Here is a 24759-nt window from a genome sequence, read left to right as displayed (position 1 = left end):
CTTTCAGGTCGTTGCGGTTGCGTGATCGGGGCGTGTCTCAGCGGTCAGACCGACGTGCCCCGCAGGTTCAGGCGTGCGGGTGGGACGGAAGAACAGCAGCCGCAGGGCGTTCATCGTCACCAGCACGGTGGCACCGGTATCCGCGAGGATTGCGATCCAAAGGCCGGTGATCCCGAGCACGGTAGTCACGAGGAATATCGCCTTGAGGCCGAGCGCAATCGCGATGTTCTGGCGGATGTTCGACATGGTGGCCCGGGAGAGGCGGATCTTGCCCGGCACATCGGTCACGCGGTTGCGCAGGATCGCCGCGTCGGCCGTTTCGAGCGCCACGTCGGTGCCCGAGCCCATGGCAACGCCAACATGCGCGGCGGCGAGCGCCGGCGCATCGTTGATCCCGTCGCCGATCATCATCACGCGGGCCTCCGCCCTCAGGTCGCGGATCGCCGTCACCTTGTCCTCCGGCATCAGTTCCGAACGATGTTCGATCCCGAGCCCTTCAGCGATGGCTTGGGCCGTGCGCGGGTTGTCCCCCGTCAGCATGACCGAAGATATGCCGAGCCCGCGCAGTTGCGCGATAGCGTTCGCCGCGTCGGCGCGCGGCTCGTCCCTGAGCGCGATGAGGCCCTGAGGCACGTCTTCGCGCAACACGATGACCACCGTCTTGCCCTCAGCTTCCAGCGCCGCCACGCGGGTCCGCAGGTCGTCCGTGAGGGCACCGCGCTCGTTCGCCAGCCGTGGGGAGCCCACGCTGACGGTCACGCCGTCGAGGGAGGCTTCCGCCCCCTTGCCGGGAAGCGCGCGGCAGCCGGTGGCCGTCGCCGCGCCCACGCCTCGCCGCTCGGCTTCAGCGCAGATCGCCTGTCCGAGCGGGTGGCTCGCCCCGCTCTCGACCCCGGCGGCAAGCGCCATGAGGTCGTCGTCGCTTCCAATCAACACAGAGACATCTGTCACGCGGGGCCTGCCATGTGTGAGCGTCCCGGTCTTGTCGAAGGCGACATGGGTCGTGCGGGCCGCCGCCTCGATCACCGAGCCGCCCTTCATCAGCAGGCCATTGCGCGCTCCCGTGGACAGGGCCGAGGCAATCGAGGCTGGCACCGAGATCACCAGCGCACAGGGGCAGCCGATCAGCAGCAGCGCAAGCGCCCGGTAGATCCAGTCACCCCAAGCCAGCCCGAAGGCCAGCGGCGGAACGATAGCGACGAGAACAGCGACTCCGACCACAGCGGGCATGTAGACCCGGCTGAACATGTCGATGAAGCGCTCGGTGGGTGCGCGGGCGCTCTCGGCCTCTTCCACGAGGCGGACAATGCGGGAGATGGTGTTGTCCTCGGCCGACCTCAGCACCCGCACGCGCAGCAGAGCTTCGGTGTTGATCGACCCCGCGAAGACCTCCGCGCCCGGCTCCTTGAGGCTCGGGACGCTCTCGCCGGTCACTGGGCTCTCGTCGACACCCGACGTGCCCTCGATCACCTCGCCGTCGCAGGGCACGCGGTCACCGGGCCGGACTTGCACGAGCTGACCTAACTGGAGCTTCTCGGCCGCGATCTCTCGTGTCTTGCCTCCCACTTCGAGACGTGCCGTCTTCGGCACGAGCTTCGAGAGGGCGCGAATACTGTCGCGCGCCTTGCTCGCAGAGACTCCTTCCAGGAGTTCGCCCACGGCGAAGAGGAAAACGACGAGCGCCGCCTCTTCCGGCTCACCGATGATCAGCGCGCCACCAGCGGCGATGGTCATCAACATCTCGATGGTGAAGGGCATGCCGGCCCGCGTCATGGCCAAGGCGCGCTGCGCCACGGGCAAAATCCCAACCAGTGTCGCCAGCACGAACGCCCAATGCGCGATCTCAGCCGGCAGGACGAGCCTTGACGCCCAAGCCGCCGCGAGCAATACGCCGGTGCCGAGCACGAGGCGACCCTTGGATGTCTTTAACCAGGAGGTCGGCGCGTCATCGGTGGGCCCAGTGATCTCCTCCAGTTCGCTGTCGATTTCCACGGCCTCCGCCGCATCCGGAAAGGCGCCATCCGGCAGGACAAAGCCGCCCTTGGGCTTCTCTGGCCGCGCGCCCTTTGGCGCGATCCCGAAGCCGACTCCGCGCACTGCCTTCTCGATGTGCTCTGGCGGGGTCTGTGTCTCATCGAGCGTCAGTCGCAACCGCTCGGCCATCAGGGCGACATCAACACGCTCGACGCCAGGCAGGCGCTCGACTGCGCCGCGCACCTTGGCGGCGCATGAACCGCAATCCATGCCTGTAACGCGCCATTCGCGTTGTCGTGTGCTGCCATCGGCCATATCGAACCTCCGTTGTGATTCTCGGTTGAACTTAGCTATACGAGCTACAGCCACTGTAGGTTCAAGCCTCGCGAGGAAGGTTTTCCGTATCTTTGGCTGCGGGGGACACGACGCGCTAACGAGGGAAGGAGACGCTTATGCTGGCTATCGGAACACTGGCAAAGCGGACGGGCACCAAGGTGCAGACGATCCGCTATTACGAACAGATCGGTTTGATGCCCGAGCCCGGGCGCAGCGAGGGGGGGCAGCGCCGATACGGGCCGCTGGAACTCGACCGGCTCGCGTTTATCCGGCACTCTCGACAACTCGGCTTTTCGCTCGAGTCCATACGGGAACTCCTGGACCTCTCGGACAGCCCAGAAAGGTCCTGTGCGCAGGTCGATGCGGTTGCTCAGAAGCACCTCCATGAGGTTGAGGCGCGCATCGCCCGTCTTGAAGCGCTCCGCGTCGAACTGAAAAGGATGATCGGCGAGTGCAGGGCCGATCGGGTTGCGAACTGCCGCATCCTTGAGGTGCTACGCGACCACGAAGAGTGCCTCTCTGATCACGACCGGCCCGGTTCCTGATGCCGACCGTGTTGATCTATCCGCTCGCGGCCCTGGCCGAGATCGCCGGCTGCTTTGCAATCTGGGCCTGGTGGCGGGGCGCGTCGATTTTCTGGCTGCTGCCAGGGATCGCGAGCCTTGTGCTTTTCGGCTGGCTTCTGGCACAGGTCGAAGCAGGTTTCGCCGGTCGAGCCTATGCCGCCTATGGCGGCGTCTATATCGCCGCGTCGCTGTTCTGGATGTGGGGCGCTGAAGGCCAGCGCCCAGACATCTGGGATGCCGCCGGTGCTTGCCTGAGCTTGATCGGCGCAGCAGTGATCCTTTTCGGGCCACGCACAGCGTGACGAAGGGTTCGGCGAAGCCGATCGCTCCGGTCAGCACCGACGCCCAGTTCGAGAAACCTGGCCGTTCGCCAAGCCGAGGCTGCACTCACCAACTGCGGACATTTCTGCCATCCGCTGCAAGAGCGAAGTCTCCATCAACGAGGGGAGAAGGTTGAGGGTGCTCGCAGCCCTCCCGGTCATGACGGGCGGAGATTGCATGGAGCCTGCCCGGCATCCAGCGTTTCGCCGCTTTCCGCATCCACGAACCCCCACTGGAACTCATGTTGTCCGAGTTCGAGGCGCAGGACACCCAGATGACCGAAGATGGCCTTGGCGGTGGTATCCAGCGTGGGTAACTCGCGCGATTTATCGCCGCCCGTGCCAACGGTAAAGGACACCGTCCCGTTCGTGGTATCCGGCGTACCGTCTGCGCCGAGCGGCAGGGTGCGCTCGTAGAAATGGTTGTGCCCGTTGAGAACGACGCTCGCCCCGGCCTGCTCCAGTTGCTTGAACAGCGCCACGGCGTTGTCGCGTCCGCCCCGCTCTTTCAACGAATAAGCAGGCCGGTGATAGAAGGCGAGAACACAGGCCTCGGGAGACGCAGCCAAGGTCTTGTTCAGCCAGAGCGCCTGCGGCGATCCTGGGCTGGCGTCGGTTTCGCTGTTCAGCGAGAGGATCAGCCAGTTGCCGTGATGCGTGGCGTAGTAGCCCAGATCATCCGGGCCCGCGCGCTCGCCCCAGTACTGGTAGTACCCAAAGGCATCGGGCGTATTGTACTCGTGGTTGCCCGGCGTGGGGAGCGTGCGTGCGCGATTGTCCTTCCAGAGCGGGTCAAAACAGTCGGAGAATTCCACCGGCTTGCCCGAACTGTAGACCAGATCGCCAAGCGCGAGGATCGGCGCGTTCGGCCATTGCGCCGTGAGCTGCACGGTTGGCACCGCTGGGGCCGTCGCCGGATCGAAGGCGGAGGCGAGGCCGATCAAATCGGCGCTGACGGGAAAGGCGCTGGCAAGGCCCGGCGCTTCGGGGCAGTTGGCGATGTCGCCCACCGCAAGCAAAGTCAGGGGATCGCCTTCGGCGTCTCCGACCGCATCGATCACCTTCTGCGGTGCTGCAGCACTTCTCGTCTCGCTGGCGTTGCCCATGCCGGTAAGTTCGTAGGCGGCATAGGCGGGCCACTGTGTTTCAACTGCTGCGATGACGAGGAGCGGCGCGAGGATCGCCGCAAGGATTGCTGTTTTTCTCATGTGTTCGTGCCTCATGTCTTTCTTGGCGAAGTGCGGCTCATTTGGTGAGTGGGTTGGGCGACAGCTCGGTCAGCCGGACGGCGGTGCCGCGTGCTTCGGTCGCGAGGGTGCGACTGCCCTGCGCCCCGACCAGCGAGAGCGCCGCGGCTTCCGCTGGAAGAAGTGCCGCCGCGGCGGCGCCCTCCGCCGCATCGAGCGCCCAGCCGACCACCGGCGCGCCGGTTCGCTCGTGCCCCACGCCCCAAAGCCGAAGCACGGCGTCCTGCGCGGGGCTGTGCAGCGTCGCAGTGGCCGGGCGGGCATCAAGGAAGGCGGGGAGAACCATGGCTCTGTCTTGTGGGTGGTCGGTGATGTCCTGCCGGAGCGCAGCAATGCCGGAACGCACGTCGGGTCGTGCCGCCTCTGTCCAGCCGCCTTTGGCGAGGCGCCCCACGATCTCGCCGACCGAAAGCCCGGTGGACGCGACGCTCACTGGCGGCAGCGTCTCGCCCGACAGCGTCACCACGTCGAGCGGGAACCCATCGCCGGTGATGGCGTCGGGCAGGTTGTCGAACACGGTCACTGTGCTTGGGACCCTTGGCGCCACTGTCGGATTGTCTTGGATCGCGATGACCAGCGCTGCCGCGCAACAGGCGCAGGTGGCGGAAAGGCTCAGTGCCGGGCGGCGCCTGCCCGGATCGCGGGACCTCCGCCGGGCCATTTCGCTCACGGCAAAGCCGATCACCATCCAGATCGCACCGACCACCCAGCCGTTCAGAACGTCCGACAGGAAGTGCTCGACGAGATAGATCCGCGTGAGCCCCAGCGCCGCCGCCATTGTCACCCCCGCCGTGATGGCGAGGGTCGGGCCGATGAGCTTTTCGCGCCAGAGCATCATGGCCAGCGTGCCGTAGAGCGCCACCGAAATCGCCGCATGCCCCGAGGGGAAACTGTTCGAGCTTTCGAGGAAATACGCCAGCGAGGGCCGCGCCCGGCCGAAGGCGAGCTTCAGCAGGGTCACCGTCAGCGCGTTTCCCGCGACGGCGGTGGCGAGCCCAAGGGCGGCGGCCCTGCGTCCCCAGAAGGCGAGTCCGAGCACCGCGCCGAGCGCGACCAGCGCCGCGACCGGCACATGCCCCGCCTGCGTTACCCAAGCCGCGAGGCTCAGCCCACCGGGCGTCCAGAAGGCATGCGCGAGATTGGCGATGCGCTGGTCGAGCGCGTCTGTGCCCGGCACGAAGGCAAGGTCGAAAGCGCCGTCGATGAACACGGCGCAGAGATAGAGCAGCAGGGCGGTCACCGCCGTGGTCAGCAGGCCGCGCTCCGGGTCGAGGCGCCGCGCGATGACCTTCACGGCGCGCGGGTGGCGGGCGGTGAAGCGCAGAAGCGGCGGCCAGGTTTCCAGTCGCCCGCGGATCGCGCGGCCCCAGACCCGCAGCGCCGGAAGGCCGCGGCGCAGGTGGTGGGTGACGGCCCATGTCACCAGCGCGAGGACCGCCACCAGAGCCAGCGGCAGGAGGAGGCGCGGAAGGTAGGGTCCGAGGCGGGCCATGATGTCGCCCGCGGCGTAACCGATGGTGACATGGCCCAAGGCGTAGGCGATGCCGCTGGCGATGTTCCAGGCATGGAACCGTTTGCGCTCCATGCCGGCCAGGGCGGCGGCGAGGGGCACGAAACCGGCGACAGGGCCGAAGAACCTGCCGATCACCAATGCCAGCCCGCCGCGGCTGCGGATGAGCTCCTGCGCCCGGCGGAAGGCGGCTGATTGGGGCAGCCGCACCCGCTCGCCCAGCCAGCGGCCGCTGTGCCAGCTCAGCTCGCCGCCAAGGATGGCACCGATGCCGACGAACCACGCAAGGTCGATGAAATCCATATGCCCGAGACGCACCAGGGCGCCGCCCGCGTCGACCACCAGTGTGCCAGGCACGATGACCGAGGTGAGCCACCATCCCTCGAGCAGGCTGGAGAGGCCGATGATCCAGTAGGACCAGAAGCCGAAGGCATCGAGGGTCGGCAGTATTTGCGAGGTCAGCGAACTCATGGGGGTCCTTAAAGATCAGCAGCATGGTGGGCGGTCTCTCGGGACCGCCCCCGGCAGTTTTAGAAGGAGGGGTCAGCGCCGCCGCAGGCCGAGGCTCATGGCCGCGACGGTGGCGATGATGACTGCAAGGAAGCCGAGGCTGGTGGTCACGGTGCCAAAGCCGAGCCCGCCATAGTCCACCGGCTGTGACAGCAGGTCTCCGAAAGACGCGCCGAGCGGCCGGGTCAGGATGTAGACCAGCCAGAAGGCGAGGATGCCGTCGAGGCCAAGTGCCAAGTAGCCGAAGGCAAGGCTCGCGATGACCGATCCGAAGAGGATGCCCGAGGCGAGATAGCCAAGCCCGAACTGCTCGGCGACGAGGTCTCCCGCGGCGGTGCCGAGCGCGAAGGTGAAGAGGATCGCGACCCAGTAGAAGGCCTCGCGCACCGGGTTGTCGACGTCATGGATCGACAGCGTGCCTTCCTCGCCGTACCAGAGCGCGAAACAGGCGGCGAGCGCGACGCTGAAGACCGCAGTACAGGTCACGAGGCTGATGCCGAGATTGTCCACGAGGTTGTCGGTGATCAGCGTGCCGACGACGGAAATCAACACCACGTTCAGCCAGTAGGTCCAGGGCACGTAGCGGTCGCGCGAGAACTGCAGGGCCAGCGTTCCGACCAGCAGCGCCGTCATCATCAGCGAGGTGGTGGTCAGCCCCATCCCGAGATTGACGCTGAGATAATCCGCCGCGGTCTCGCCCATGGTGACCGCCATCAGCTTGATGAGCCAGAAAGCGGCGGTCACGTCGGGCACCTTGTTGCGGGGGTTGGTCTGGTGGCCGTCGAGAAGCTCGATGCCTGTGTCGAGAGAGGTCATTTCGTCACCTGCGCGGGGATGAGAAGGGCAAGAGCCTGGGCAGAGAAGGCATCCGCCCGGCGGTCATCGTCGGCGTTGCAGCGCTCGGTGGCTTTCGACTGAAGATCGGTGATCTGCGGTCTGGCCGTGTCGGATGCGCGCCCGGCGGACAGCGCGTCGCGAAGATCGGACAGCATTACCTCGCAGGGCAGCGGATGCCCCGAGGCGTCGGTCACGGCGATGCCGTTCAGGGTCTGTGCTGAACCCCCCGCCGCGTCGGGCGGGGTCGGATCGGCCAGCGTGGCCTGAAGATCGCTCAGCGCGGTTTCGACTCGTGCCGGATCCGGGGAGTTTGTGCGCAGCGCCGAAAATGCCGCGTCGGCGCTGGCATCGACAGTGCCCCAGGCCTCCGGAGCCTTTGCGCGCAGCTCCTCCTCAGCGTCATCCCAGGCGGTTTCGAGGTCGGTGATCCGCGTCTCGGCAGCGACGAGATCGCCGGTCGCCGCGATCTTCTGCGTGTCGCTCACGATCGCCGCGAATTTCGACAGATCGCCAAGCGACGGTACGGCGCTCTGCTGCGCCGGAGCCGCCGCGGCGCCGATGACGAAATGCTCCACGCCGGAGAAGACCGCCACGGGAAAGGCAATCAGCGCCGTGGCGAGCAGGAGTTGTTTCATGGCGAAATCCTCACCGAAATGGTCGATGAGGTCGTTCTGGGGCCCGGGGTCTGCGCCCGTCTGACCGGAAGGTTGGGAAACCGTAATGTGACGGGGTTCGGCATTACGGATTATCAATCCCATCGTCATGCGCCGCCACAGGCCGCCGTCCATCTCTCTGTCACGAGGTCACGGCACGCCGCCGGGCCCGCAGAGGAGAAAGACCCATGAAACGCATCATCCCCCAGAGCCTGATCCCCCTGATCCCCGTGACCCTCGCCGCCGGCGTAGCCGGTGCCGCATGGGCGGGCACCGAGACGACCGCGGAGATGACGGATGCCGAGGAAATCCAGGCGGTCCAGGCGAGCGGCATGACCCTGACGCAGGCGGTCGATGCCGCGCAGAATGAGACCGGCGGCATCGCGGTCTCGGCGGGCTGGGAGGACAACGACCAGGGCAGCTGGGGTTACGAGGTCGAGATCGCCGACGCCTCCAGCGCGATGCAGACCTGGTTCGTCGATCCCTCCAGTGGCGCGGTGACCAAGGTGACGGAAACCCATGACGATGATGATCACGAGCAGGGCGAGGACGGCGAGGACAACGACTGACAGCCGCATTCCAGTCCGCTACAACCGCTTGGGCGGCAGGTTTCCCTGCCGCCCCTATCTTTGGGAGACCCAATGCATATCCTCGTCATCGAAGACGATCCCACGACCGGAGACTATGTCGCCACCGGCCTGCGCGCCGAGGGCCATGTGGTTGACCTGCTGGACAATGGCCGCGACGGGCTGATGCAGGCGATGACGGGCAGCTACGACGTGATGGTGCTCGACCGGATGGTGCCGGATGTCGACGGCATGTCGATCCTGCGCACTCTGCGCGCGTCGAGGAACCCGGTGCCGGTGCTGTTGCTGACCGCGCTTGGTGGCATCGAGGATCGTATCGACGGGCTGAATGCCGGGGCCGACGACTACCTGACCAAGCCCTTCGCCTTCGGCGAGCTTTCCGCCCGCCTTGCCGCGCTGGCGCGCCGACCGCCGCCCTCGGACGAACCGACGGTGCTGCGGGCGCGCGATCTTGAGATGAACCTGCTGACCCGCAAGGTCACCCGGGGCGGCCAGCCGATCGACCTGCAGCCGCGCGAGTTTGCGCTGCTCGAACACCTGCTGCGCCGCAAGGGCCGGGTGCAGACGCGGACCATGCTGCTCGAGGGTGTCTGGGACATCCATTTCGATCCGCAGACCAACGTCGTCGAAAGCCACATGAGCCGGCTCCGGAGCAAGGTCGACAAGCCCTTTGAGGTGACGTTGATCGAAACCGTGCGCGGCTCGGGCTACCGGATCGCGGAATGACACGGTTCCGGTCGACGCCGCTGCGGCTCTCGGTGGTGCTCATCGCGGTGTTCACCGTCTTCATCTCGGTCGGGCTCGGCATTGCCTATGTGATCATGCATCAGGCGCTCGGCGCCGAGATCGCTTTGCGCGCCGACCAGACCATCGAGGAGATCCGGGCGATCCCCGAGACCGAAGAGCGTCTCGAACGGGCTGGCGAAATCGCTGCCGCAGCCGATACGCGCGCTCTGCTGATCCGGCTCGAGCTGGACGGCGAGACAATTGCCAACATTGGCGGAGACTTGCCCGAAGGGATCGTCGGGGACGACGACATCGACCTGCCCGAGCCGGTTGCCGACAGCTACCTGGTGCGGCACACGGACCTCGAGCCTGGCAGGCTGACGGTGGCGGTTGGGCGCGACAGCGTCTCCGAGTTGCAAGAAACCTTCGTCGCCATCCTTGGCTTTGCCCTTCTCCCGGCGCTCATGCTGACCTCGGCCATCGGCATCGTCGTGGTACGCCGGACGACGGCGCGCGTGGAGGCGATCCGCAGTACGCTGCACGAACTGAGCGAGGGGACCCTCGCGGCACGGGTCGGGGCACCGCATCCGGACACGGACTTTGGCGACATCTCGCGTGACCTCGACCGCATGGCCGAGGCGCAGGAAGCCGCGGTTGGGGCCTTGCGCCAGATCGGCGCAGACATTGCCCATGATCTCAAGACTCCGATCCAGCGCGTCGCTGTGCGGCTCGAGCGGCTTGGCGAGAGTGACCTGCCGGAGCCGGCACGGCAGCACCTCGATCAGGCCAGCACCGAGACCGCGCAGATCATCGCGACCTTCCAGTCGCTGCTGCAGATCGCGCAACTCGAGGGCGGCCAGGGGCGCGAGGCGTTCACCAGCGTGGACCTTGGTGCATTGCTTGAAGACATGGCAGAGATTTATGGCCCCTCTGCCGAAGATGCGGGCGCTACGCTGACCTGCTCGGTGTCGGGGCCGTTCCCGGTGAGCGGCGATCGTCATCTGCTGTCGCGCCTGGTCGCGAACCTCATCGAGAACGCCCTGCGCCACGCGCCGGGCACCGAGATCGCGCTCTCGCTCACCGGTCGGATGCTCACCGTCAGAGACGGCGGTCCCGGCATTCCCGCAGGCCAGCGCGATTATGTGCTGCGCCGCCTCGCGCGGCTGGAGGCCAGCCGGTCAACGCCGGGCTCAGGGTTGGGGCTGGCGCTGGTCAAGGCCATCGCCGACCTCCATGGCGCAGAGCTGACACTTGGCGACGCGCAGCCGGGGCTGTTGGTCACCGTCACCTTCCCGGGCTGACCAGAAAGGCCCGGCGGGAGGGACACCACCGGGCCCAGTTGGGACGCCGAAACAAGGGGGACGGTACGCGCGGCGTCCTGGCAGTTTCAGACGGGCGCGGCTTCGGCATTGACGGGATGCGCGGCCTCGGCTCTCAGGTCGGTGGCGCGGCGCTCGGCCTCAGCGAGGATCTGCGGGCCTGCGAGCCGAACGGCAAGCGTGATGACAAGGCCGACGATCATGGCAACGCCCATGACCACAAGCCCAAGCCCCATACCCACAGCGACCACAACTGCGACCAGCGCCTGCGCGATCAATGCCTTCATCCGTTCCATACCGAAGTCTCCTTTGCTTCCGGGTTTCCTGAAATCTGGGCATGGGAGCTTGCGCGCGCATGATGCTCGCATTGGGTATCGGTAATCTTTGCCGGCCGGACTGAAGATTGCGAAATTCCAATCTTTCGGACAGCTTGCGAAAAGCCGCCTTGGCCATTCCCAGCAGAAAGACATCGGGGACAGACCATGACAGACGCCAGCACCGCCCACCTCACACCTTGGCAGCGGGTGAAACCGCTGCTGCCCTACATCGTGACGGCGGCGCTCTTCGGGGCGGGTGCCTTTGCCCTCTACCGCCTGCTGGCCCCGGTCGACCTGCGCAGCGTGCTGACGCAGGCAAGGGCGACGCCGTGGCATATCCTCGCGCTGGCGGTGCTCACGACTTTTGCCAGCTACGCCGCGCTCATCGGCTACGATCGCTCGGCGCTGCGCTACATCGGAAAGGACCTGCCGGGCCCGGTGGTCGCCCTCGGCAGCTTCCTTGGCTATGCCTTCGGCAACACCATCGGCGCGGGGCCGATCACCGGCGGGGCGGTGCGCTACCGGGTGTATTCCGCGCTTGGACTTTCCACACAGGACATCGCCGCGATTGCCGCATTCGCCTCGGTGGCCTTCGGCTTCGGGGCGACGATCATCGGCTTCGGCGCGCTGGCCATTCATCCGCTGGCGCTTGGACACCTGCTGCCGTTCGGGTCGGGGCCGATCCGCAATGTTTCACTGGCCGTCGTGATCGTCGTCACCGGCCTGCTGTTCTGGATCGCCTTTCGCAGGACCGAGATCACCGTGCGGGGCGTTACGCTGCGCGCGCCGACGCCAGGTCTCATGGCGGCGCAGTTCGTCTTCACCGCGGTCGACATGCTGCTGGCGGCCACGACGCTCTACCTGTTGCTGCCGCCCTCCGAGCTCGGCTTCGCGACGTTCCTCGCCGTCTATGCCGCAGCGGTGATGGCCGGCGTTCTCAGCCACGTGCCCGGCGGCGTCGGCGTGCTCGAGACGGTGGTCATCGCCGCGCTGCCCGCCTCGGTCCCGGTCGAACAGGCCGCCACCGGGCTGCTGCTTTACCGGATTATCTACTACCTCCTGCCCTTCGCCGTCGCGTTGGTGCTGCTGGCCCTTACCGAGGCGCGCATGGCCTCGAGCCGCGCCGCCGGGCCGCTGGTGCAGAGCCTTGCGCCGCTGGCCCGCTCGGTCAGCGCTTTGGTGCCGCTGGCGATGGCCGCGATGATGCTCGGCTCGGGTCTGCTGCTCATGGTCTCGAGCCTGCTGCCGCCGACCTCCGATCTCGCCGAGGAGTTGGAGGTGCTGACGCCGCTGGCCATCGCCGAAGGTGGCGCGTTGCTGGCCAGCATCTTCGGGGCGATGATGCTGGTGATCGCGCACGGCCTGCTGCGCCGGGTGCAGGGGGCGTGGTGGCTGGCGGTGCTGGCGCTTGCGGGCGGCATCGTCGCCAGCGTCGCCAATGCGCTGGACATAGAGCGCGCGGTGTTTCTTGGCGCCGCGCTGCTCATCCTCTGGCCGACGCGGCGTGAGTTCTTCCGCACCACCCGCTTGACCCGCCAGGCCTTCGGCCTGCGCTGGCTGCTGCTGATCACGGCGCTTGGCGCCTCGGTCGTCGCGGTGCTGTTCTTCGCCCACAAGGCGACGCCCTACGCGCATGAGCTGTGGTGGCAGTTCGCCACCGATGCGAGTGCGCCGCGCGCCCTGCGCGCCGCGCTTGTCGGCATGGTCGTGCTGGTCCTGTCGCTCCTCGTCTTCGCCCTGCGACCGGGGCGGCTGACCCACGCCCTGCCGACGGCCGAGGAGCTTGCGCAGGTGCGGGCCATCGTCGCCGCCCAACCGGACCCCGAGGCGAATATCGCGCTGACCGGCGACAAGTGCCTGATGGTCTCGGAAAGCGGCCGCGCCGCGCTCATGTACCGCATCCGGGGGCGCAGCTGGATTGCCCTGCACGAGCCCTTCGGAGAGCCTTCGGAGCTTGCCCCTCTCGCCTGGGATTTCCACGATGCCGCCTACGCCGCCAATGCGCGCCCGGTCTTCTATTCCGTGGGCGCCGACCTGATCCCGCTCTGGCTCGAGATGGGGCTGGGGTTGGTGAAATTGGGTGAAGAGGCGGTGGTGCCTCTGCCGGGCTTTTCGTTGCAGGGTCCAGAGCGCAAGCGCCTGCGCACCGCGCACAACCGGGCGCTGCGCGACGGGCTGTCCTTTGAGGTGCTGAAGCCGCCCTTCGCTCCGGGTTTCATGGAGGAGCTTCGCGCGATCTCGGACAGCTGGCTCGCCACCAAGGCGGGGGCGGAGAAAGGCTTCTCAGTCGGCGCTTTTGATCCCGATGTCCTGTCGCAGGCCCCGATCGCCGTCGTGCGCCACGAGGGGCGGACCGTGGCCTTTGCGAACCTTTGGCTGACCGAGACGAAGACCTCCGCCACCATCGACCTGATGCGCCATGTCGAGAATGCCCCGGGCGGGCTGATGGAGTTCCTTTTCACCGAGCTGCTGCTGCACTTCGCTGCCGAGGGCTATGATGAGTTCTCGCTGGGCAATGCGCCCCTCTCCGGGCTTGAGGCCCGCCGTGGTGCAGCGCTTTCGACCCGGCTCGGAGCGCTGGTCTATCGTCATGGCCAACAGTTCTACAACTTCGAAGGCCTGCGCGCGTTCAAGGAGAAATTCGGTCCCGACTGGCGCCCGATCTACGTCGCGGTGCCGCCGCGGGCCAATCTTCTGAGCATCGCGGCGGACGTCGTGGCACTGATCGGCGGCGGCGCGCGGAAGGGAGATGATGTCCGGTCCGCAGGTGTTTCCGGATAAGAGGGACTGCCGCCAGCGATGACACGCTCCAAAGCCGCGACATCCTGTCCACGGGCTCCCGCGAAGCGCCGCAGTCGCGAAAAGACTGGCCGAACCAAGACGCGCTGAACGTCGCAAAAGGGCTCCGGACTGCCGTTCGCCGCGCACGGCATGGAGGTCAGCAGCGCGGGACCCTTCCGCCGTTCGCCGCACCTGCAGAGTTTGTGCGGCGACGGAATGGCGCTTATGCGAATCCAGCGCAGGGTAGGGCAGTCGCCTGAGCATCATCTGAAACTCCAGAAGCTCGCAGTAGCCGCCGGCCAATGGGCCGCTTTCGTCGATTGCCGCCAGGGCTGGCGGCGCGAGAGGGGAGACTGATCCAGCTCGATTCCTGCCATGCGCAGGGCGCCGCCGTGGCGGACAGAATTTAGCTGGCCGCAAATACTGCTGCGGGTGCCGAACGTTCTGTGAGTGGAGAAGACACGTTCAAGATTCACGATAATTTTTTGCCGGCTAGCCGCGCAACACATCTCGGAACGTACTGGCAAAAAGCGATAATCTTCCAGTCTATGCACGTTGGAATGCTACTGTTGAGACTTTCTCCTGACCGCGCTTCAAACCCTTGCAGGCTGTGTTCGGGCGTTTTCAAACGCCTATCGGTCCTGGCTTGGAGTTCAGAGCCGTTCAATGCCCTTCAAGGCTTCCAAAACACGCGACACTTCTCCGGGAGAGAGGGTCTAAGACTATCAAAATGATAAAGTCGTGGTTTTGCCACGTTCCAATGATAGCATCATCTCGGCTTCTTCCGTGAGTGGTGGTGCCGCCTTGCATTTAAGCATGATCTTCCTTGGCGGGTAGAACCGCCAAGGAAATTCCGCAAATCGGAAGACTGTGCCCACGGCAAATTCGGAAGGAAACTTTGAGGGTCGCCGATTTCGCGCCTCGGAGCCGACCACCCTCCCAAGCCTCAGTGAAAACGCAGTTGCCTACCCCTGTCTCAATGAATGCAATACTCAGCGAAACGGAGCAGAACCCTTTCCGTTCGCCATTCGGCCTCAATATTCGTCAGCCCTGACAGTCGACCAGCACTTTCACTGCGTCGGAGGTCGGGTCGGTGACCAGATCGAACACATCTCCGGCCCCGCTCAGCGGCACTACCTGCGTCACCAGCCGCAGCAGCGGCTCTTCGAGCTTGGCGACCAGATCGACCGCGCGGCGGAACTCTTCGCGGGTGTAAACGCGCGAGCCGATCAGCCGCAGTTCCTTGAAACTCATGTCGAGCAGCGGCACTGGCACAGGCGCCTTATAGAGCGACGCCAGGCACAGTGTGCCCCCGGTGCGGACGAGCCGGGTCATCTCGAGCGCCACAGGCGCCGCGCCCGAGCATTCCACCAGCGCATCCGCACCATCGCCGCCAGTGGCCTCGGCCACCGCATCGGCGAGGCTCTCGCTGCTGACGTTCACCGTCTCAAACCCAAGATCGCGTGCAAGTTTCAGACGGCCCGGCGCGATGTCCGACACGAGGATGCGCCCCGCCCCGGCGTGGCGCAGCATCAGCGCGGTGATCAGCCCGATCGGCCCCGCCCCGGTGACCACGCAGGTGTCGCCCATTGTGACCCCGGCGCGATCCGCCACCCGCAGGCAGACCGCCACCGGCTCGATCAGCGCAGCAAGCTCGTCCGAAACGTGGTCCGGAACCGGAACCAGCAGTTCGGGCGCGACGGTCATTTCCTCGGCCATGCCGCCATCGGTGTCGATGCCAAGGAGGCGCAGGCTGGCGCAGATATGCGGGTTGCCGTCGCGGCAGGGATGGCAGCTACCGCAGGACAGCAGCGGAAAGGCGGTGACCCGCTGCCCAGCGGTGAACCCGGCAGCATCCTCGATCACCTCGCCGATGAACTCGTGACCGAGGATCAACGGCGCCTGCGCGCGCGGATGGCTGCCCGCGTAGATGCCGATGTCCGTGCCGCAGACGCCGCAATAGTGCAGCCGCAGGCGGACGCCCTCGCCTTGGGGGGTGGGCACATCGCGCACGGCGACTGTCCGCGGCCCTTCGTAGACCAACGCTTTCATGTCTTCCTCCTGCTCAGTTTCTTGATCGCGATCAGGCGATCGCGTAGCCGCCGTCGATGGGGATGACGGTGCCGGTCATGAAGCCCGCCAGCGGTGTGGCGAGGAACATGGCGGGGCCCGCCAGATCGCCCGGCTCGCCCCAGCGGCCCATGGGCGTGCGTCCGAGAATGGTGGCCGCGCGCGCCTCGTCGCCCTGCAGATCGGCAGTCAGCGGCGTGCGGATCCAGCCCGGCGCGATTGCGTTCACCCGGATGCCGTCCTTGGCCCAGGCGATGGCAAGCGACTTGGTCAGCTGCGCGATCCCGCCCTTCGAGGCCGAATAGCCCGGCACAAGTCCGCCGCCGAAGAACGACAGCATCGAGGCAGTGTTGATCACGCTGCCGCCACTGCGGGCCAGCGCGTCATGCGCGGCATGGGCGCAGCGCATCGAGCCGTTAAGATTGACGTCGACGACCTGTTCAAAGACCGCCGGCTCGAGCTCGGCGCCGCGGCGGATCAGCCCGGCGCAGTTGACCAGCGTATAGAGATCGCTCTGCCCGCCGATCACCCTGTCCACCGCCGCGGCGTCGCGCACGTCGAGCACATCGAAGCCAAGCAGCTTGTCCAGCCCCAGCTCTTGCGCCTTTGCCGTGGCGGTCGCGGCTTCGGCTTCGGTGAGGCCCGTCGCGGTGACCCTGGCCCCGGCCCGGGCGAAGCCGAGCGCGATGCCGAAGCCGATCCCCGAGGTGCCGCCGGTCACTAGGACCGAGCGGCCTTCGAGGAAAGGCGCGGCCCATCCGCCGGTTGCGGCGGTGATGTCGCTTCTTTCCATGATGCTCATCTGATGAATTGGTCGAGGTAGCTCGCGCCCAGCCCGACTTCCTCGTAGTGGCGCCGGCACATGTCGATCTTGGTGAACACATCCTCGAAACCGGTGTGCTTGTTGTCCTCGTCGACGTAGTACATGCAGCCCTGGATGTTGAAGAAGGTGATCATCTCTTCGCAATCCTCGGGGACGGTCAGCGTGTGGATCTCGCCCGGCGGTTCGAAGACGAAGGAGCCGGTCTCGGCAACCCAGTCATGCTCGAGGTAGTGCCAGCGGCCCTTGATTACGTAGCCGACCACGGGGGCGGGGTGCAGGTGCTTGCTGAGCACGCCGGACTTGCGCACGCGCAGCAGGTTGCACCATTGCCCGGCCATCGTGTTGAGTAGCAGCGGGCGGAACCATACGCCCGGTGCCTGCGGGACCCAGACCCGCTCGTCCTCGGGGATCGCCATTTCGGCGATCTCGGGCGGGGCGAGCGAATGGGTCGATCCTTTCATGGAGTCGTACATCAGGATTTCCCTTCGTTTGCGATAGTGTTTGGATTGGCGCTGCCGCGCCCGGAGAGGCGGCGCAGCAGCACCAGCGCCGGCGGCGCGAGCCAGACCAGCAGGGTAATCACGCCCAGCACCCCGGCGATGGGGCGCTCGAAGAAGGCGAGCAGATTGCCGTCCGCCTTGATCATGCTGGACATGAAGTTCTCCTCCACGACGCGGCCCAGGACGAGGCCCAGCACCAGCGGCGCGGCGGGATAGTCGTTCGCTTCGAGGATCCACACCAGCACGCCGACGGCGGCGAGCGTCCACAGATCGAAAAGCGCGTTGTTGGTGGCGAAGGTGCCAAGGATGCACAGCAGCAGGATCGACGGGTAGAGCTTGCCCATGCGCATGCCCAGCAGCTGCCGCCCGCCGATGATGGCCAGCAGGCCAAGCGGGATGATGAGCAGGTTCGCCAGCACGAAGACGATGTAGATCGCGTTGACCAGATCGGGCGAGGTGATGAACACCATCGGTCCGGGCTGGATGCCCTTGAGCACCAGCACGCCGACCACGATGGCGGTGATCGAGTCGCCGGGGATGCCGAAGACCAGCGCCGGGACGTAGCTGCCCGAGAGCGCCGCGTTGTTGGCGGAAGCCGCGCCGGCGATCGCCTCTGGCTCGCCCTTGCCGTAGTTGTCGGCCTTTTTCGAGAACTTCTGGCTGATCGCGTAGGCGATCCAGGCGGCAATGTCGGCCCCGGCGCCCGGCAGTGCGCCGATGAGCGTGCCGATCAGGCTGCCGCGCACCACGGCACCCTTGTGGGTCCAGATGTTGCGGCCCTGACCGCGCAGGATCGACAGACCGGCCCTGGCGGGCTTCTGCGGCGTGATGAGCGGATATTGCGCCGAGCGCAGGATCTCGGCGACCGCGAAGGCCCCGATCATCACCGCGATCAGCGACACCCCGGCCTGCAGGTCGATGCTCCCGAAGGTGTAGCGTGGCAGGCCGGTGGTCACGTCGAGGCCGATCATCGTCAGAAACAGCCCCAGCAGCAGCGACACCGTGCCCTTGAGCCGGTCACGCCCGGCCACCAGCGTGGCGCAGGAGAGGCCAAGCAGGGCCAGCCAGAAATACTCGTAGGTCGAGAAGAGCAGCGCCACCTCGGCCAGCTGCGGCGCGGCCAGCACGAGGATCGCCGTGCCGATCAGCCCGCCGATCACCGCCACCATCATTGAGGTGCCGAGCGCGAGGTCGAGCCGGCCCATGCGATTGAGCGCATCGAGCTCACGCATGTAGGCCGCCGAGGCCGGGGTGCCGGGGATGCGCAGCAGCGCGCCCGGAATGTCGCCGGCAAAGATTGACATGGCCGAGCACGAGACGATGGCGCCGATGGCCGCCACCGGCGAGAGGAAGAAGGTCACCGGCACCAGGAGCGCCACCGCCATGGTCGCGCTGAGGCCCGGGGTCGCGCCGACGAAGAGGCCGAAGGCCGAGCCGAGCAGGATCACCCCCAGCACGTCTAGGCTGAAGACCATGTGAAAGGCTGAAATCAGGACATCCATGCGGGGCGCCTCAGAACAGGGAGCCGGGGAAGGGCCCGGTGGGCAGGGGCACGCGCATCACTTCCATGAAGAACAGCGTGACGACGAGGCAGACGCAGACGGCGACGATGGCCGCCGCGACCGGGCGTTCGTCCCAGAGCAGCGCGCTGACGAAGACCAGCACCACCGAGACCGGCAGCGAGCCGAGCACCGGCGCCAGCAGGCCGTAGAGCACGATCGACAGCGGCACGAAGACGATCCGCGTCAGCCGTTTGGAGCTGCGCATCCAGTCCTCGACGGGAGGCAGGAGCCGCACCTCGGCGCCCTGCATCCGCGCCGCGAGGCTGCGCCCCGCGATCATCAGGCCGAAGAGCACGAAGCCGCAGCCGATGATCCGCGGGAAGAGCCGCGGAGATGCGGCCCCCGCAGGTTCGGGAAAGCCTTGCGCCTGCAGGATCACGAAGATCCCCAGCAGCGCGAAGCCGAGCCCGGTCCAGATATCCGGAAGCCGCATCCCTATTCTCCTCAGCTGCCGCGCTGCGCGAGGCCGATGGCGTTCATCACCTCGCCGACGCTCTTCTGCGTCTCGTCGAGGAAATCAGTGAACTCGGCGGCGTCTAGGTAGCGGGCGCCGAAGCCCTGCTGCGCCATGAAGGACTGGAACTCCTCGCTGTCGAAGACGGTCTTCACTGCGGCCTCGAGCTTGGCGGCGGCCTCGGGGTCCATGTCCTTTGGGCCGACGACGCCGCGCCAGGTGCCGCCCGAGTAGGGCGTGCCGGTCTGCTCGGCGGCGGTCGGCACGTCGGGGAAGGCCGGGTTGCGCTCTTCTGCGAAGACGGCAAGCGCGTTGGAACGGCCCGCGTCCATCATCGTCTTGCCCTCGGGCAGCGACGACGGGATGATCTGCACGCCGCCGGCGGCCAGTTCCTGGAAGCCCGGCGCCGCGCCCTGCGACGGCACCATGGTGACCTTCAGCGGGTCGACGCCCTGCTGCTGCAGGAAGCCGGCGAAGGCCAGGTGGTAGGCCGCACCGACGGCGGTGCCGGACATCTTGAAGGTGCCGGCGGGCTCGGTCCTGATCGCCTCGACGGCGTCGCCGACGGTCTCCCAGTCGCTGCCCGCGGCCACATGGAAGGCGCCGCTGTCGAAGTTCACCAGCCCGATGGGGGTGAAGTCCTCGTCGGTGAACTCGGCGTTGCCGGTCCAGTAGTAGGTGACCATCTCGGCGGTGGCGAAGCCGATGGTGTAGCCATCGGTCGGCGCGGTCACCATGGCATTGTGGCCGACGACGCCGGCGCCGCCCGAACGGTTGACCACGGCGACATTGGTGCCGAGTTCGGCCTCGAGGCCCTTGGCGAGCATGCGTGCCACGGCATCGGTGCCGCCGCCGGCGTTCCACGGCACGATCATGGTGATCGGCTTGTCGGGATATTCGGCCAGGGCGGTGCCGGCCGCCGCGAGCAGTGCAAGGCTCGCGAACGTCATTTTCTTCAGCATGGGGTCTCCTCCGGTTAGCTGAATGGCTTGGTTAGATTGTGCCTTTCGAGATGGCGACGCGTGAACCAGATGGTATCGAGCATCGCCTGTCGGGCAGCCGCCGCGTCCTTGCGCTCGATGGCGTCAAGGACGTTGCGGTGGTTGATCAGGTTGTTGCGAAAATTTTCCATGTGCATCTCGATGGCGACCCGGAACAACTGTCCCAGGACCGCGTCGAGAGCGGTGTCGAAGGCCTCGATGATCGGATTGCCGGTCGAGGAGAGAATGGCGAGGTGAAATTCGCGGTCGGCGCGGATCGCCGCCACGACGTCGCCGCTTTCGGCTGCCGCCGCCATCTTGTCGTAGGCGACACGGATCGAGGTCACGGCGCTGCGACTTGCGCGCTCGGCTGCAAAGGCCGCTGCCGCGGGCTCGAAGACCTCCCGGGCCTCGTCAATGGAGCCCATCAGCTCGACGTTGAAGCCGTCCAGCGGCATCATCCAGCGCAGCACGTCGCGGTTCAGCAGGTTCCAGTGCTTCCTCGGCAGCACCCGCGTTCCGATCCGGGTCCGAACCTCGACCAGCCCGAGCGCGACCAGGGTGCGGATCGACTCGCGCAGGGTGGTGCGGCTGACCCCCAGATCGTCCATGAGGCTCGCTTCGACCGGCAGGGTTTCCCCGACGGTGTATTCGCCGGTGACGATGCGGCGCCCGAGGGTGTCGAGCGCTTCGGATGCTTTCGCCGGACGCGCGGCGGCGCCGTCGGTTCCCAGGCTTTCTGGCAGTTCGAATTCGCTCACGCTGTCTCCTCCATACCGACCAGTGGTCGGCCGACCGTAGCGCCTCCAGCCCCGGTCCAACATGAATCAGTCATAAAAGTTATAATACGATGAATCAAATCTAATGATAGTATGAAAGGTAGATTCACAAAAAACGTATGAAAATCAATGTTATAGCGTGGGTGTAGAGAGCTCTATCCGTTGATTTTCACCCGTAACTGACGTGGGATCGGAACGAAGCGCATGGGCCGCACCATGGGGGCCGGATGAACACGCACACCGAACCGGCACCGGTGGGAGACGGCTCATGTCGTCAGGATACCTCCAAGACTCAGCAACCTTTCCAGGACAAGCGCGCCGGTGGTTTCGGCCATGGCGATGCGCAGCGAATGCGTCAACTTCTGCCAAATTTATGCCCCTAAAGCTGGGTGCGAAAACTTGGAAGCGCTCGACACAGTCTGCCTGCTTGACAAATCTTACATGTAACATGTTACACATCAGTCGGAGACGGTCAGGCGCCTGAGGAGGCAGAGCCTGAGCCCGAGGAGGAAAGATGACCCGCGAAAACCCGTTGCGTGCCCGCCTTGAGCAGGGCCTCTTCACCGTGGCGCCCGGCGCCGCCGACGCCCTTACGGCCCGTATCGTCCAGGCCCATGGGTTCGACGCGGTCTACATGACCGGGCTCGGGGCAACGGCGATGCGGCTTGGCAAGCCCGATCTTGGGCTGATGACGCAGACCGAGATGGCCGACCATGCACGCGCCATGGTGCGGGCGGTCGACATCCCGGTGATCGCCGATGCCGACACCGGCTACGGCGGGGCGCTCAACGTGGCCCGCACGGTGCGCGAATACCTGCAGGGTGGCGTCGCGGCCATGCACATCGAGGATCAGGTCAGCCCGAAACGCTGCGGCCAGCTGTCTGGCATCCGGCTCGTGCCGGCCGAGGAGGCCGCGGCCCGGCTCAGTGCCGCCGTCGAGGCACGCGGTTCGGAGGATATCGTCCTGATCGGGCGCACCGACGCGCTGCCGGGGCAGGGGATGGACGAGGCGGTGCGCCGCGCCGCGCGCTACCGTGACGCGGGTGTCGATCTCGTCTTCGTCGACGGGGTCAAGACCCGCGCCGAGGTCGAGCAGATCGCCGCCCGCGTCGAGGGGCCGAAGGTTCTGAGCCTCGTGGATGGCACCGATGCGGCGGAGCTGACCGTCGACGAGGTGCGCGAGATGGGCTTTTCCGTGGTCATGTATGCAGTGACCGGCCTGTTTGCCGCAGCGCGGGCGACGGCGGACGCGATGGCACGGCTGAAGTCCGACGGTCGGCCCGGCGGCGGCGCGGCGCTCAGCTACGCGGGGTTCTGCGACGTGGTGGACCTGCAGGCGCATCAGGCCTTTGCCCACCGCCACGGCGAATGAAAGAGGCGACATGACTGCAAAAGTGCTCATCACCGGTGCAGGCTCGGGCATCGGCCTCGCCGTGGCAAGGCGGGTGGTGGCCCGCGGCATGCGGGCAATCCTGTGGGACATCTCGGCCGCGGCGCTGGAAGCCGCGCAGGCCGAGCTTGGCGACAGCGCCGAGGTCCGGCAGGTGGATGTTTCCGACGTGCAGGCGGTGACCGGGGCGGCGGCGTCGCTCGAGGGGGTCACCCATCTCGTCAACAACGCGGGCATTCTCGGGCAGCAGATGGATTGGCGCGCGCTCGACCCGGCCGAGATTGCGCGGGTGCTGTCAATCAACGTCACCGGGTTCATGCAGGTGGCCTCGTGCTTCATTAAGGCGCGCCGCCCCCATTCCACGGCCGCCATCGTCAACATGGCCTCGATCGCCGGAGAGAACGGCGGTGCGCCGGGCTTCGCCAGCTACGGGGCCTCGAAGGGGGCGATCATAGCGCTGACCCGTGCCATGGCTCGGGATTTCGCGCCGGAGGTGCGTGTGAACGCATTGGCGCCCGGCATCATCGACACGCCAATCCAGGACGCGGTGATGACCGACGCTGCGGCGCGCGCCAGGGCCGCCGAAGGCATTCCGATGCAACGCATGGGCAGTCCGGACGAAGTGGCTGCGGCGACGGAGTGGCTGCTTTTCGACGCGGCCTACACCACGGGTGAAATCATCCGGATTGCAGGAGGCCGGCGGTGAGACTGATCGACTGTTTCTTCCGGGCGCTCGAATGGGTGCTGGTGTTCCTGCTGGCGGGCATGACGCTGATGGTCTTCGCCAATGTCGTGCTGCGCTACGGCTTCGGCTCGGGCATCGACGTCAGCGAGGAGCTGTCGCGCTTCTTCTTCGTCTGGCTGATCTTCCTCGGTGCGATCGTGGCGATGCGGCGCAACATGCACATGGGCTTCGACCTGGTGGTGGCCACCGTCAGCCCGCCGGTGCGACGGGTGCTTCTGACGCTTGCCAATGGCGCGGTGATGGGGGTCTGCGTGCTGATCCTCTTGGGCACCATCCAGCAATTCCACGTCAATGCGACGAACATCGCTCCCGTCACCCGCATGCCGATGATCTGGGTCTTCGGCGTGCTGATCCCGATGTCCTTGCTGGTGGGGCTGATGGCCGGGCTGAGGATGCTGGGCTACGCCACCGGCCGCCTGACGGAAGCGCCGGGTCAACCGACAGTCGCCGACAGCGAGATCGAGGTGCACAAATGACCCTTGTCCTGTTCATCGTGACGCTCGGCGTCAGCCTTGTCATCGGCGTGCCCGTCGCCTTCGCGCTGATCATCTGCGCGGCGGCCATGGGGTTGCAGATGGACCTCTTCGACCCGCAGGTGATCTCGCAGCGGATGGTTGTGGGGGCCAACAACTTCTCGCTTCTGGCGATCCCGTTCTTCCTGCTCGCGGGCGAGTTGATGAACGCGGGCGGCATGTCCCGACGGATCATCGGCTTTGCCATGGCCTTTGTCGGTCACGTGCGCGGCGGGCTCGGCGTGGTGGCGATCTTCGCGGCGATCATCCTCGCCTCGCTGTCGGGCTCGGCGGCGGCGGACAGCGCGGCGTTGATCGCGATCATGCTGCCGATGATGAAGCAGTCGGGCCACGACGAGGCGCGCTCGGTCGGGCTCATGGCCTCGGGCGGCGTGATTGCCCCGATCATCCCGCCGTCAATCGCCTACATCATCTTCGCGGTGGCGACCAACCTGTCGATCACCCAGCTTTTCATGGCCGGCATCGTGCCCGGCGTGATGATGGGGATCGGTGCCATCGTCGCCTGGCTGATCGTGGCGCGCCGGGATAACGTTCAGCCGCAGCCGCGGCAGGGCTGGGACGTGCGCCTGAAGGAAACGCGCAAGGCGCTGTGGTCGCTGGGCATGCCGGTGATCATCCTCGGCGGCATCCGCTTCGGCGTGGTCACCCCGACCGAGGCCGCGGTGATCGCCGCGATGTACGCGATCTTCGTTGGCATGGTCGTGCATCGCGAGCTCAAGCCAAGTGATCTCTTCGGGGTCTTCCGCGATGCCGCGCTGACCACCGCCGTGGTCATGATGCTGGCGGCCGCGGCGCTGGCGACCGCGTGGTTCATCACCATTGCCGACCTGTCGGGCATCGTGCTGGACCTCGTCGGCCCGCTGGTGGACAGCCCGACGCTGCTGCTGATCGTGATCATGGCGCTGGTGCTGATGATCGGCACGATGCTGGACATGGGGCCGACCATCCTGATCCTCGCCCCGGTGCTCCTGCCGGTGGTCGAGGAGGCTGGCATCGACCCGATCTACTTCGGCGTGCTCTTCGTCATCAATTGCGCCATCGGCCTCGTCACGCCACCCGTTGGCATCGTGCTGAGCGTCTCTGCGGGCGTGTCCGGCGTGCCCCTGCACAAGGTGGCCAAGGGTGCCGCGCCCTTCCTCGTCGCGCAGATCACCGTGCTGATCCTACTCGTGCTGTTCCCGCAACTCGTGCTGACGCCGCTGAACTGGCTGCGCTGACCGACCCCGTTTCACCCAGGAGG

The 24759-nt window shown here is 66.5% G+C and carries 23 protein-coding genes; 10 read left to right on the top strand and 13 right to left on the bottom strand.

The window, feature by feature from the left end:
• Window positions 1-3: 3 nt before the first annotated feature.
• Window positions 4-2289, bottom strand: a complete 2286-nt coding sequence (locus tag BM397_RS27100; RefSeq protein ID WP_092430947.1) for a heavy metal translocating P-type ATPase — start codon at window positions 2287-2289, stop codon at window positions 4-6.
• Between the two features lie 137 nt (window positions 2290-2426).
• Between BM397_RS27100 and BM397_RS27095 the strand changes: the two genes are divergently transcribed.
• Both BM397_RS27095 and BM397_RS27090 read left to right on the top strand, forming a co-directional pair.
• Complete coding sequence (locus tag BM397_RS27095) at window positions 2427-2855, top strand: MerR family transcriptional regulator (RefSeq protein WP_092430945.1); 429 nt, start codon at window positions 2427-2429, stop codon at window positions 2853-2855.
• Window positions 2855-3178: a YnfA family protein gene (locus BM397_RS27090; RefSeq protein WP_092430944.1), complete on the top strand. Its 324-nt coding sequence runs from the start codon at window positions 2855-2857 to the stop codon at window positions 3176-3178. The genes BM397_RS27095 and BM397_RS27090 overlap by 1 nt, the downstream gene beginning before the upstream one ends.
• A 176-nt stretch (window positions 3179-3354) precedes the next feature.
• Here BM397_RS27090 and BM397_RS27085 read toward each other — a convergent pair whose 3' ends face one another.
• The 4 genes from BM397_RS27085 to BM397_RS27070 form a co-directional block, all read right to left on the bottom strand.
• Complete coding sequence (locus BM397_RS27085) at window positions 3355-4404, bottom strand: metallophosphoesterase family protein (RefSeq protein ID WP_176806955.1); 1050 nt, start codon at window positions 4402-4404, stop codon at window positions 3355-3357.
• Between the two features lie 37 nt (window positions 4405-4441).
• Window positions 4442-6424 carry a bifunctional DedA family/phosphatase PAP2 family protein gene (locus BM397_RS27080; RefSeq protein WP_092430942.1) on the bottom strand — a complete coding sequence of 661 codons (1983 nt, stop codon included), beginning with the start codon at window positions 6422-6424 and terminating at the stop codon, window positions 4442-4444.
• Window positions 6425-6496: 72 nt separating this feature from the next.
• Window positions 6497-7279, bottom strand: a complete 783-nt coding sequence (locus tag BM397_RS27075; RefSeq protein WP_092430940.1) for a COG4705 family protein — start codon at window positions 7277-7279, stop codon at window positions 6497-6499.
• Window positions 7276-8088 carry a hypothetical protein gene (locus BM397_RS27070; protein ID WP_143015453.1) on the bottom strand — a complete coding sequence of 271 codons (813 nt, stop codon included), beginning with the start codon at window positions 8086-8088 and terminating at the stop codon, window positions 7276-7278. The genes BM397_RS27075 and BM397_RS27070 overlap by 4 nt, the downstream gene beginning before the upstream one ends.
• A 53-nt stretch (window positions 8089-8141) precedes the next feature.
• On the opposite strand from BM397_RS27070, the gene BM397_RS27065 reads away from it, so the two are divergent.
• The 3 genes from BM397_RS27065 to BM397_RS27055 all read left to right on the top strand — a co-directional run bounded on the left by BM397_RS27065 (window position 8142) and on the right by BM397_RS27055 (window position 10567).
• The gene (locus BM397_RS27065; protein WP_092430937.1) at window positions 8142-8522 is read left to right on the top strand and encodes a PepSY domain-containing protein; all 381 of its coding nucleotides are present in this window, start codon (window positions 8142-8144) and stop codon (window positions 8520-8522) included.
• A 72-nt stretch (window positions 8523-8594) separates the two neighbouring features.
• Complete coding sequence (locus BM397_RS27060; protein ID WP_092430935.1) at window positions 8595-9266, top strand: winged helix-turn-helix domain-containing protein; 672 nt, start codon at window positions 8595-8597, stop codon at window positions 9264-9266.
• Window positions 9263-10567, top strand: a complete 1305-nt coding sequence (locus BM397_RS27055) for a HAMP domain-containing sensor histidine kinase (protein ID WP_092430934.1) — start codon at window positions 9263-9265, stop codon at window positions 10565-10567. Before BM397_RS27060 ends, BM397_RS27055 begins: the two co-directional genes overlap by 4 nt.
• An 86-nt stretch (window positions 10568-10653) precedes the next feature.
• Here BM397_RS27055 and BM397_RS27050 read toward each other — a convergent pair whose 3' ends face one another.
• Window positions 10654-10881 carry a hypothetical protein gene (locus BM397_RS27050; protein WP_092430933.1) on the bottom strand — a complete coding sequence of 76 codons (228 nt, stop codon included), beginning with the start codon at window positions 10879-10881 and terminating at the stop codon, window positions 10654-10656.
• Window positions 10882-11067: 186 nt separating this feature from the next.
• Between BM397_RS27050 and mprF the strand changes: the two genes are divergently transcribed.
• Window positions 11068-13683 (top strand): bifunctional lysylphosphatidylglycerol flippase/synthetase MprF, encoded by a 2616-nt coding sequence (gene mprF / locus BM397_RS27045; protein WP_092430931.1) that lies wholly within the window; start codon window positions 11068-11070, stop codon window positions 13681-13683.
• 1044 nt (window positions 13684-14727) lie between these two features.
• Here the strand turns inward: mprF and BM397_RS27040 are convergent.
• From BM397_RS27040 to BM397_RS27010, 7 genes are read right to left on the bottom strand one after another with little or no spacing between them, the layout of a single operon-like run.
• The gene (locus BM397_RS27040) at window positions 14728-15735 is read right to left on the bottom strand and encodes a zinc-dependent alcohol dehydrogenase (RefSeq protein WP_092430929.1); all 1008 of its coding nucleotides are present in this window, start codon (window positions 15733-15735) and stop codon (window positions 14728-14730) included.
• Window positions 15736-15766: 31 nt separating this feature from the next.
• Window positions 15767-16546: an SDR family NAD(P)-dependent oxidoreductase gene (locus tag BM397_RS27035; RefSeq protein WP_092430928.1), complete on the bottom strand. Its 780-nt coding sequence runs from the start codon at window positions 16544-16546 to the stop codon at window positions 15767-15769.
• 5 nt (window positions 16547-16551) lie between these two features.
• Window positions 16552-17049, bottom strand: coding sequence for a 2,4'-dihydroxyacetophenone dioxygenase family protein (locus BM397_RS27030; protein WP_245696259.1), 498 nt, complete (start codon window positions 17047-17049; stop codon window positions 16552-16554).
• A complete protein-coding gene (locus tag BM397_RS27025) occupies window positions 17049-18578 on the bottom strand; it encodes a tripartite tricarboxylate transporter permease (protein ID WP_092430926.1) in 1530 nt (509 codons plus the stop codon). The genes BM397_RS27030 and BM397_RS27025 overlap by 1 nt, the downstream gene beginning before the upstream one ends.
• A 10-nt stretch (window positions 18579-18588) precedes the next feature.
• Complete coding sequence (locus BM397_RS27020) at window positions 18589-19071, bottom strand: tripartite tricarboxylate transporter TctB family protein (protein WP_092430925.1); 483 nt, start codon at window positions 19069-19071, stop codon at window positions 18589-18591.
• 11 nt (window positions 19072-19082) lie between these two features.
• Complete coding sequence (locus tag BM397_RS27015) at window positions 19083-20054, bottom strand: tripartite tricarboxylate transporter substrate binding protein (protein ID WP_092430924.1); 972 nt, start codon at window positions 20052-20054, stop codon at window positions 19083-19085.
• Between the two features lie 14 nt (window positions 20055-20068).
• On the bottom strand, window positions 20069-20833 hold the full coding sequence (locus BM397_RS27010; RefSeq protein ID WP_176806953.1) for a FadR/GntR family transcriptional regulator: 765 nt from the start codon (window positions 20831-20833) through the stop codon (window positions 20069-20071).
• Between the two features lie 532 nt (window positions 20834-21365).
• On the opposite strand from BM397_RS27010, the gene BM397_RS27005 reads away from it, so the two are divergent.
• From BM397_RS27005 to BM397_RS26990, 4 genes are read left to right on the top strand one after another with little or no spacing between them, the layout of a single operon-like run.
• Complete coding sequence (locus tag BM397_RS27005; RefSeq protein ID WP_092430921.1) at window positions 21366-22223, top strand: isocitrate lyase/PEP mutase family protein; 858 nt, start codon at window positions 21366-21368, stop codon at window positions 22221-22223.
• A gap of 10 nt (window positions 22224-22233) precedes the next feature.
• On the top strand, window positions 22234-22947 hold the full coding sequence (locus BM397_RS27000) for an SDR family NAD(P)-dependent oxidoreductase (protein WP_092430920.1): 714 nt from the start codon (window positions 22234-22236) through the stop codon (window positions 22945-22947).
• The gene (locus BM397_RS26995; protein WP_092430918.1) at window positions 22944-23462 is read left to right on the top strand and encodes a TRAP transporter small permease; all 519 of its coding nucleotides are present in this window, start codon (window positions 22944-22946) and stop codon (window positions 23460-23462) included. The genes BM397_RS27000 and BM397_RS26995 overlap by 4 nt, the downstream gene beginning before the upstream one ends.
• Window positions 23459-24736, top strand: a complete 1278-nt coding sequence (locus BM397_RS26990; RefSeq protein ID WP_092430917.1) for a TRAP transporter large permease — start codon at window positions 23459-23461, stop codon at window positions 24734-24736. The genes BM397_RS26995 and BM397_RS26990 overlap by 4 nt, the downstream gene beginning before the upstream one ends.
• Window positions 24737-24759: the final 23 nt, after the last annotated feature.

Source organism: Alloyangia pacifica (genome assembly GCF_900116195.1).
Lineage (GTDB): Bacteria > Pseudomonadota > Alphaproteobacteria > Rhodobacterales > Rhodobacteraceae > Salipiger > Salipiger pacificus.
The sequence above is the reverse complement of the archived record's forward strand: the minus strand, read 5'-3'. Positions and strand labels throughout refer to the sequence as shown.